This is a genomic window from Micromonospora sp. 4G55, assembly GCF_016803375.1.
Genome location: NZ_JAEVHN010000253.1, coordinates 1 through 8210, shown reverse-complemented (window position 1 = coordinate 8210; position 8210 = coordinate 1). Strand labels below are relative to the sequence as shown.

The following is an 8210-nucleotide window of genomic DNA, read 5'->3' as shown; positions in this document are numbered from 1 at the left end:
TGCTGGCGCCGCGCCCGACGGGTTCCAGGGCGGCGATCTCGGCCAGGGCGGCGAGCTTCGGCGCGCCGGTGACCGACCCGCCGGGCAGGTCGCGCGCAGCAGGTCGGCCAGGCCCAGCCCGTCGGCCACCGCCGCGGACACGGTCGACTCGGCCTGCCACAGGTCGCACCAGCGGCGCACCGCGAACAGCTCGTCCACCCGCACCGACCCGGTGCGCGCGACCCGAGCCAGGTCGTTGCGTTCCAGGTCGACGATCATCACGTGTTCGGCGCGTTCCTTGGCCGAGGCGAGCAGTTCACGACGGCCGGCGGCGGTGGCCGGGCGGGTGCCCTTGATCGGCCGGGTGATCACCCGACCGTCGGTCACCTCGACCAGGGTCTCCGGGGAGGCGCAGCCGATCGCCCAGCCGTCGCCGTGCAGGGTGCCGCCGTAGCGGGCGCCGGGCAGCGCGCGAGCCGGGACAGCGCCGCTTGCGGGTCGCCGAGGTAGCGGGCGGCGGCGTGCCCGACGACGTTGACCTGGTACACGTCGCCGCGGGCGATGGCGGCGCGGACCGCGGTGACGGCGTCGGCGTGCTGCCGGGGGGTCCAGCTCTCCCGCCAGTCGCCCAGCCACCAGCCGGGGCCGGGCCGGGCGCGCGCGCCAGGGCGGGCGGTGCGGTTGGGGACGGGTGGTGACCGTAAACGACCACGGCGAGCTCCGGCAGGGCCGGCGCCGGGGTGGCCGCGCCGCCTGCGGCGCCGATCATGCGGGCGCCGGCGGCGGCGGAGACGTACAGGGCGGCGCCGCAGACGCCGGTCGGCTGGTGGGTCGCGGGCCGGGCCAGATCGGTCAGGTCGAGCCCGTGCGCGGCGAGGAACTGCTCGGCCAGTGCGGCCGGGTCGCCGCCGTCGGCCGGGCGCCATTCGTAGCGGGCGCGCTCGACGAGCAGGCCGCGGCACGACGGCGGTGCGCCGGGTACGTCGATCAGCGCTCGTGGGAGCGTTTCCACGCCGGTTGGCCCATTCTTCCTCATCCGTTCAGTGGATTTCGGGTCAACATGACGGATGCCTGCTCGATTCCGTGCGCTCGACCTTGGTACTGTGCGTCACTGGTCATGTGAACCATGACACAGTGCCCCCACAGTCCGGAGAACCCGATGTGCCAGCACCAACCCACCTGCCCCTCCGCCGAGGCGACCGATCGCGAAGCCGCCCGCGTCATCGCCTGCTTCCGTGAGCAGGGCTGGAGCCTGCTCTGCAACGGTGTCATCGTCTTCGAGGACACCGGCGAACTGCTCCCCGACGGCAGCACCATCGCCCCGCACCGCGGGCCCGCCCGCCACGCTCTCGTCGCCTGAGTCGACCACGCTCCGTCACAGGAGCAGGTCAACGCCACCAGGCTAGTCCCGGCCCGGGACCGCCCTCCCCAGGACCCACCGGCCGGGGCGGCACGACGTCCGCCCCGGCGCAGCGTACGGGTCACTCCTCGAAGGCCTCCGGCGACGGGCACGAGCAGACCAGGTTCCGGTCGCCGTACGCCCCGTCGATCCGCCGCACCGGCGGCCAGTACTTGCCCGCCCGGTCCACCCCGGCCGGGTACGCCCCCACCGACCGCGGATACGGGTGCGACCACGAGTCCCCGGCAACCATCGCCGCGGTGTGCGGGGCGTTGGCGAGCGGGTTGTCCCCCGCCGGCCACTCCCCGGCGCCCACCTTGTCGATCTCCGCGCGGATGGCGATCATCGCGTCGCAGAACCGGTCCAGCTCGGCCAGGTCCTCGCTCTCGGTCGGCTCCACCATCAGCGTCCCCGCCACCGGGAACGACATCGTCGGCGCGTGGAAGCCGTAGTCGATCAGCCGCTTGGCCACGTCGTCCACGCTCACCCCGGTCGCCTTCGTCAGCGGCCGCAGGTCCAGGATGCACTCGTGCGCCACCAGGCCCTTGTTGCCGGCGTACAGCACCGGGAAGTGGTTGCGCAGCCGCGCCGCCACGTAGTTCGCCGCCAGCACCGCCACCCCGGTCGCCCGGGTCAGCCCCTCGGCGCCCATCATCCGCAGGTACGCCCACGGGATCGGCAGGATCCCCGCCGAGCCGTACCGCGCCGCCGAGATCGCCGGCCGGCTGTCGACGTGCGCGCCCAGCGGATCGCCCGGCAGGAACGGCGCCAGGTGCGCCCGCACCGCCACCGGACCCACCCCGGGGCCACCGCCGCCGTGCGGGATGCAGAACGTCTTGTGCAGGTTCAGGTGCGACACGTCCGCCCCGAACTTGCCGGGCTTGGCGAACCCGACCAGGGCGTTGAGGTTCGCCCCGTCGACGTACACCTGGCCGCCGGCGTCGTGCACCTTCGCGCACAGCGACGCGATGCCCGTCTCGTACACGCCGTGCGTCGACGGGTACGTCACCATGATCCCCGCCAGGGTGTCCCGGTGCTTGTCGATCTTCGCGTCGAGGTCGACCAGGTCGACGTTGCCGTCCGCGTCGCAGGCCACCACGACCACCCGCATGCCGGCCATCACCGCGCTCGCCGCGTTGGTGCCGTGCGCCGACGACGGGATCAGGCACACGTCCCGGTGCCCCTCGCCCCGGGAGGCGTGGTAGGACCGGATGGCCAGCAGCCCCGCCAGCTCGCCCTGCGACCCGGCGTTGGGCTGCACGCTGACCGCGTCGTAGCCGGTCACCTCCGCCAGCCACGACTCCAGCTGGCCGATCATGTCCCGGTACCCGGCGGTCTGCTCATCCGGCGCGAACGGGTGCATGTGCGCGAACTCCGGCCAGGTGATCGCCTCCATCTCGGTGGTGGCGTTCAGCTTCATCGTGCACGAGCCCAGCGGGATCATGCCCCGGTCCAGCGCGTAGTCGAAGTCCGACAGCCGCCGCAGGTAGCGCAGCATCGCCGTCTCGGAGTGGTGGGTGCGGAACACCGGGTGGGTGAGGAAGTCCGACGTGCGCGCCAGCGCCTGCGGCAGCGCCGCGTCGACGTCACCGTCGACCCCATCCACGCCGAACGCCGCCCACACCGCGGCCAGGTGCTCGGCGGTGGTGGTCTCGTCGCAGGAGATCCCCACCCGGTCGGCGTCGACCAGCCGCAGGTTGACCCGCCGCTCGGCGGCCGCCGCGACCACCTCGGCCGCCCGGCCCGGCACGGTCGCGGTGACGGTGTCGAAGAACGCGACGTCCGCGACCGGCACCCCGCCGGCGCGCAGCCCGGCCGCGAGCCGCGCCGCCATGTCGTGGGTACGCCGGGCGATCGCCCGCAGCCCGTCCGGGCCGTGGTACACGGCGTACATGCCGGCCATCACCGCCAGCAGGACCTGCGCGGTGCAGATGTTGCTGGTCGCCTTCTCCCGCCGGATGTGCTGCTCGCGGGTCTGCAACGCCAGCCGGTACGCCGGGTTGCCGTCGGCGTCGCGGGACACCCCGACCAGCCGGCCGGGCAGCATCCGCTCCAGACCCGAGCGGACGGCCAGGTAGCCGGCGTGCGGCCCGCCGAAGCCCATCGGCACCCCGAACCGCTGGGTGGTGCCCGCGGCGATGTCCACGCCGATCTCCCCCGGCGGGCGCAGCAGCGTCAACGCCAGCAGGTCCGCCGCGACGGTGACCAGCGCCCCCACCGTGTGCGCCGCCGCCACCAGGGCGGCGTGGTCACGGACCGCGCCGGACGCGCCCGGGTACTGCAGGTGCAGGCCGAAGAACTCCCCCGGCAGCTCGTCGCGCTCGACGTCGAGCACCCGCACCTCGATGCCCAGCGGCTCGGCGCGGCTGGTGATCACCGCGATGGTCTGCGGCAGGGTGTCGGCGTCGACGACGTACACCGGGCTCTTGCTCTTCGACGCGCGGCGGGCGAGGGTCATCGCCTCGGCCGCGGCGGTGCCCTCGTCGAGCATCGAGGCGTTCGCGGTGGCCAGGCCGGTCAGGTCGGTGACCATGGTCTGGAAGTTCAGCAGCGCCTCCAGCCGACCCTGGCTGATCTCCGGCTGGTACGGCGTGTACGCCGTGTACCAGGCCGGGTCCTCCAGCACGTTGCGGCGGATCACGGCGGGGGTGTGGGTGCCGTGGTAGCCCAGGCCGATCATCGACACGGCGACGGTGTTGCGGGCGGCCAGGGCGCGCAGCTCGGCGATCGCCTCCCGCTCGCTGGCCGGCTCGGGCAGGTCCAGGGTGCCGTGCCAGCGGATCACCTCGGGGATCGCCGCGTCCATCAGCTCGTCGATCGAGCCGTAGCCGACGGCCTCCAACATCCGGCGCTCGTCACCCGGATCGGGGCCGATGTGCCGGTCGGCGAACTTCTCTACGGTCATGCGCGGCGCTCCTGCGGGGGCGAGGTCGACAGGTCGGCCTCCCCCTGAGTCGCACCCGAGGGCGCTCCACAGTGCCTGCCCCCGCGGTCCTTTTGCCTGAGAGGTTCCGGGGAGGATATGCCCCTTCGGCGCCGCCCAAGCGCTGTTTGGGCGGTCTCTCCCGCGTGGGTGGTACCGGCATGGTCAACGCTACCAGCGCCGGTGTTTCCGGCAGATGTCGTACCCCCCGCCGGCCCGCCGGTCGCGGGTCAGAGCGTGGCGGGGGCCACCGCCGCCGGGAGCGCGCCGTCCGCGGGCACCCGCGCCGACACCGCGCCGGTGACCCGGTCGGCCAGCGTGGGCAGCAGCTGGCCCAGCGGCGCGTCGACGGTCATCGCGGCGTACCCGTCGCCCCGGGTCGGGCCCTGGTTGGCGATCACCACCGGGATGCCCAGCTTCGCCGCCCGCAGCACGAACCGCCGCCCCGACATCACGGTCAACGACGAGCCGAGCACCAGCAGCAGCCGCGCCGCGCCCACCATCGCGAAGCAGTGCGACACCCGCGGCGCCGGGACCGTCTCCCCGAAGAACACCACGTCCGGTTTCAGCATCCCGGTGCCGCAGAACGTGCAGTCGACCGTGCGGAACCCGGCCACCTGAGCGTCGGCGAGCTCCACGTCACCGTCGGGGTTGACCGCCCCGACCGCGGCGTCGAACTCCGGGTTCGCCTCCCGCAGCCGGCGGTCCAGCTCCTCCCGCGAGGTCCGGTTGCCGCAGTCCAGGCACACCACCTCGTCGAGGCGGCCGTGCAGCTCCACCACCTGTGGGCTGCCCGCCGCCGTGTGCAGCCCGTCGACGTTCTGGGTGATCACCCCGTCGACCAGCCCGGCGTCCTGCAACCGGGCCACCGCCCGGTGCCCGTCGTTCGGCGCCGCCCGGGCGATCATCCGCCACCCCAGGTGGCTGCGCGCCCAGTACCGCCGCCGCGCCAGCGGTCCCGGGTGAACGTCTGATAGGTCATCGGGCTGTGCCGGCGGGCCGCGCCGCTGGGCCCCCGGTAGTCGGGGATGCCCGACTCGGTGGACAGCCCCGCCCCGCTCAGCACCACGACACCACCACCGGCGACCAGGCCGGCCAGCGCGTCGATCGTCTCCGTCACCCGTCCATGCTGCCTCAACGCCACCCCGGGCGGCGAGCGTAAGCCGGTGACCCTCGTCGCCGGCGGCTAGGTTGGCAGGTATGCGCGTCGTCATCGCCGGAGGCCACGGCAAGATCGCCCTCCTGCTGGAACGGGAACTGGCCGGCCGGGGCGACCGCGCCGTCGGGCTGATCCGCAACCCCGACCACGCCGCCGCGCTGCGCGCCGTCGGCGCCCACCCCGTCCTGGCGGACCTGGAACACGCCGGCGTCGACGAGATCGCCGGGCACCTCACCGACGCCGACGCCGTGGTCTTCGCCGCCGGCGCCGGCCCCGGCAGCGGCGCCGCCCGCAAGGACACCGTCGACCGGGCCGCCGCCGTCCTGCTCGCCGACGCCGCCCAGGCCGCCGGGGTACGCCGCTAGCCTGCTCGTCTCCTCCATGGGGGTGCAGGACCCGCCGGCGCCCGGCACGGACGAGGTGTGGGCGGCGTACCTGCGCGCCAAGAAGGCCGCCGAGGACGACCTGACCCGCCGCGACCTGGACTGGACGGTGCTGCGACCCGGCCGGCTCACCGACGACGCGCCCACCGGCCGCATCCACCTCGACCGGCGCGTCCCGCGTGGCGCGGTCACCCGCACCGACGTGGCCCGGGTCCTCGTCGCGCTGCTCTACCACCCGGGCAGCGCCGGACGGATCCTCGAACTGGTCGACGGGGAGACCCCGATCGGCGAGGCCGTCGCCGCCGCCGGTGCGCCGCACCACCATCCTGCGTAACCCCGGGCCAGGTCGCGGGGCTGATCAGTCGAGGCAGAACTCGTTGCCCTCGGGGTCGGCCATCACGAGGTGACCGGCGCCGAGCGGGGGTGCCGGCTCGTGGCGCCCGAGCCGGGTGGCGCCGTGGCCGGTGAGCCGCTCGGCCTCCGCCTCCAGGGCCCCCATCCGCGCGTCGCCCTCGAGCCCGGGGGCGGCCCGCACGTCGAGGTGCACACGGTTCTTGGCCTGCTTGCCCTCCGGCACCCGCTGGAAGAACAGCCGCGGCCCGGAGCCCTCGGGGTCGACCACCGCCGAGGCGTCGTTGCGCCGCTCGGGCGGCACGCCCACTCGCCTCCAGGGCCTGCTCCCACGACGTCGAAGCCCTGGGGCGGGTCCTGCAACCGGTAGCCGAGGGCCTCGGCCCAGAACGCCGCCAGCCCGGCGGGGTCGGCGCAGTCGAAAGTGATCTGGACGGCGCGGGCCATCTCAGCTCGCCTCCTGTCGGGTCTGTTGGTCAGTGTGCAGGTAGAGGTCGCGGAGCAGGCACACCTCGGCCAGATGGTGGATCATTTCGCGGTTGATGTGCAGCACCAGCGCTGCCAGCGGACGTCGGCGTACGGTCCCTCCGCCTCCCCGCACGGGCGGGCGAGGCCGGTGTCGCCGAGGGACTCGACCCCGGCCAGCCACGTGGCGTACTCCGTGTCGAGCTGGGCCAGCGCCGCGGCCGCGGTCGGGGCGTACTCGAACGACTGGTAGTCGGTGGGCGCGCGACCGAAGTGCGCGGCGTTGCGCACCGCGAGCACGCCGACGATGACGTGCCCGAGCCGCCAGGCGATCGTCGTGAACGGCGCCGGGTCGGGCTGCGGCATCGCGAAGTCGATCCTCATCGCGCCGGACCCGGCCCGCACCGGTGCGCCGCCGGTGCCACGCGGGCGCACGCTCCAGCCGCCGGGTGCCGGCTCCCAGAAGTACTCGTCGTCGGTGAGCCCGTCGAGGCGATCGCGCAGCTGGCTGGTCCAGTGCCAGGCGAGCTGGTCCCGGAGCAGGGAATTCCAGTTCTGGTCGGTCATGGTTGCAGCCTCCCGCAGATAGCGGACAGGATCGTTCCGTGATCCGTGCGACGATGGGCCGGTGACCGTCGAGGCGACCACCGAACGGGTGCTGCGGTTGCTGGCGCTGCTGCAACGGCGGCCGTCCTGGACCGCCACCGAACTCGCCGCCGAGCTGAAGGTCACCGACCGCTCGGTGCGCCGCGACGTGGAGCGGCTGCGCACACTCGGCTACCCCGTGCACGCGACGGCGGGCGTCGGCGGCGGCTACCAGCTCGGCGCGGGCACCCGCCTGCCGCCGCTGCTCCTCGACGACGAGGAGGCGATCGCGACGGCGGTCTCCCTGCGGATGGCGTCGGGCGGCACGGTCGCCGGGGCGGGCGAGGCGGCCCTGCGGGCACTCGCGAAGCTCGACCAGGTGATGCCGGCCCGGCTGCGCGCCGAGGTGCGGGCGGTGCACGGCGCCACCGAGACCCTCGTCGGCCCCGGCGTCCAGATCGACGCGGAGCTGCTGGTGACCCTCGCGCGGGCCTGCCGCGACGCCGTGCGGGTGCGGTTCCGGTACGCCGGCCGCGACGGCGGGGAACGCGAGCGCACGGTCGAGCCGGTGCGGATGGTCACCACCGGCCGCCGCTGGTACCTGATGGCCCGGGACGTCGACCGCGACGACTGGCGCACCTTCCGGCTCGACCGGATGCACGAGGTGGTGGCGACGACCTGGCGCTTCCGGGCGCGGGAGCATCCGGACCCGGTCGCCTACGTGCAGCGCTCCGTGACCGAGGCGCCCTACCGGTATCTCGCCCGGGTACGGGTGCACGCCCGGCCCGACCGGGTACGGGAGCTGGTGCCGCCCCAGGTGGGGCGCGTCGAGGACGACCGCGACGGGTGGTGCGTGCTCGTCGTCGGCGGGGACAACCTCGACTGGCTCGCCGCGCAGGTGGCCCGGCTGGGCTTCGAGGCGCAGGTGCTGGACGCCACCGGAGCTGCCGGGAGGCCGCCGCCCTG

Annotated in this window: 5 protein-coding genes, 4 pseudogenes and 1 riboswitch; of the genes and pseudogenes, 4 read left to right on the top strand and 5 right to left on the bottom strand. The window is 74.5% G+C overall.

What is annotated here, in order from left to right:
• A pseudogene (locus JNW89_RS20165) lies at window positions 1-1015 on the bottom strand (chorismate-binding protein); the annotation flags it as partial.
• Between the two features lie 123 nt (window positions 1016-1138).
• Here JNW89_RS20165 and JNW89_RS20155 point away from each other — a divergent pair.
• Complete coding sequence (locus JNW89_RS20155) at window positions 1139-1339, top strand: DUF5999 family protein (RefSeq protein WP_088962150.1); 201 nt, start codon at window positions 1139-1141, stop codon at window positions 1337-1339.
• Window positions 1340-1460: 121 nt separating this feature from the next.
• Here JNW89_RS20155 and gcvP read toward each other — a convergent pair whose 3' ends face one another.
• Together gcvP and JNW89_RS20145 are read right to left on the bottom strand one after the other, a co-directional pair.
• Window positions 1461-4283 carry an aminomethyl-transferring glycine dehydrogenase gene (gcvP, locus tag JNW89_RS20150; protein ID WP_238450072.1) on the bottom strand — a complete coding sequence of 941 codons (2823 nt, stop codon included), beginning with the start codon at window positions 4281-4283 and terminating at the stop codon, window positions 1461-1463.
• A gap of 74 nt (window positions 4284-4357) precedes the next feature.
• Window positions 4358-4456: riboswitch (glycine riboswitch) on the bottom strand.
• A 75-nt stretch (window positions 4457-4531) separates the two neighbouring features.
• Window positions 4532-5421, bottom strand: a pseudogene (locus JNW89_RS20145) (NAD-dependent protein deacetylase).
• An 80-nt stretch (window positions 5422-5501) separates the two neighbouring features.
• On the opposite strand from JNW89_RS20145, the gene JNW89_RS36845 reads away from it, so the two are divergent.
• Both JNW89_RS36845 and JNW89_RS36840 read left to right on the top strand, forming a co-directional pair.
• Complete coding sequence (locus JNW89_RS36845; RefSeq protein WP_255541023.1) at window positions 5502-5825, top strand: NAD(P)H-binding protein; 324 nt, start codon at window positions 5502-5504, stop codon at window positions 5823-5825.
• A 16-nt stretch (window positions 5826-5841) separates the two neighbouring features.
• Entirely contained in the window at window positions 5842-6177 is a 336-nt protein-coding gene (locus JNW89_RS36840) for an NAD(P)H-binding protein (protein WP_255541022.1), read from the top strand.
• Window positions 6178-6201: 24 nt separating this feature from the next.
• Here JNW89_RS36840 and JNW89_RS20135 read toward each other — a convergent pair.
• A pseudogene (locus JNW89_RS20135) lies at window positions 6202-6641 on the bottom strand (VOC family protein).
• Between the two features lies 1 nt (window position 6642).
• A pseudogene (locus JNW89_RS20130) lies at window positions 6643-7226 on the bottom strand (DinB family protein).
• A 61-nt stretch (window positions 7227-7287) separates the two neighbouring features.
• Between JNW89_RS20130 and JNW89_RS20125 the strand changes: the two are divergent.
• Window positions 7288-8210, top strand: a 923-nt coding sequence (locus JNW89_RS20125; protein ID WP_238450071.1) for a YafY family protein, incomplete at its 3' end; no start/stop codon positions are given.

Excerpts from the sequence above, each read along its gene's own strand:
- JNW89_RS20155 (WP_088962150.1), top strand. The coding sequence starts at position 1,139 with ATGTGCCAGCACCAACCCACCTGCCCCTCCGCCGAGGCGACCGATCGC.
- gcvP (WP_238450072.1), bottom strand. The coding sequence starts at position 4,283 with ATGACCGTAGAGAAGTTCGCCGACCGGCACATCGGCCCCGATCCGGGT.
- JNW89_RS36845 (WP_255541023.1), top strand. The coding sequence starts at position 5,502 with ATGCGCGTCGTCATCGCCGGAGGCCACGGCAAGATCGCCCTCCTGCTG.
- JNW89_RS36840 (WP_255541022.1), top strand. The coding sequence starts at position 5,842 with ATGGGGGTGCAGGACCCGCCGGCGCCCGGCACGGACGAGGTGTGGGCG.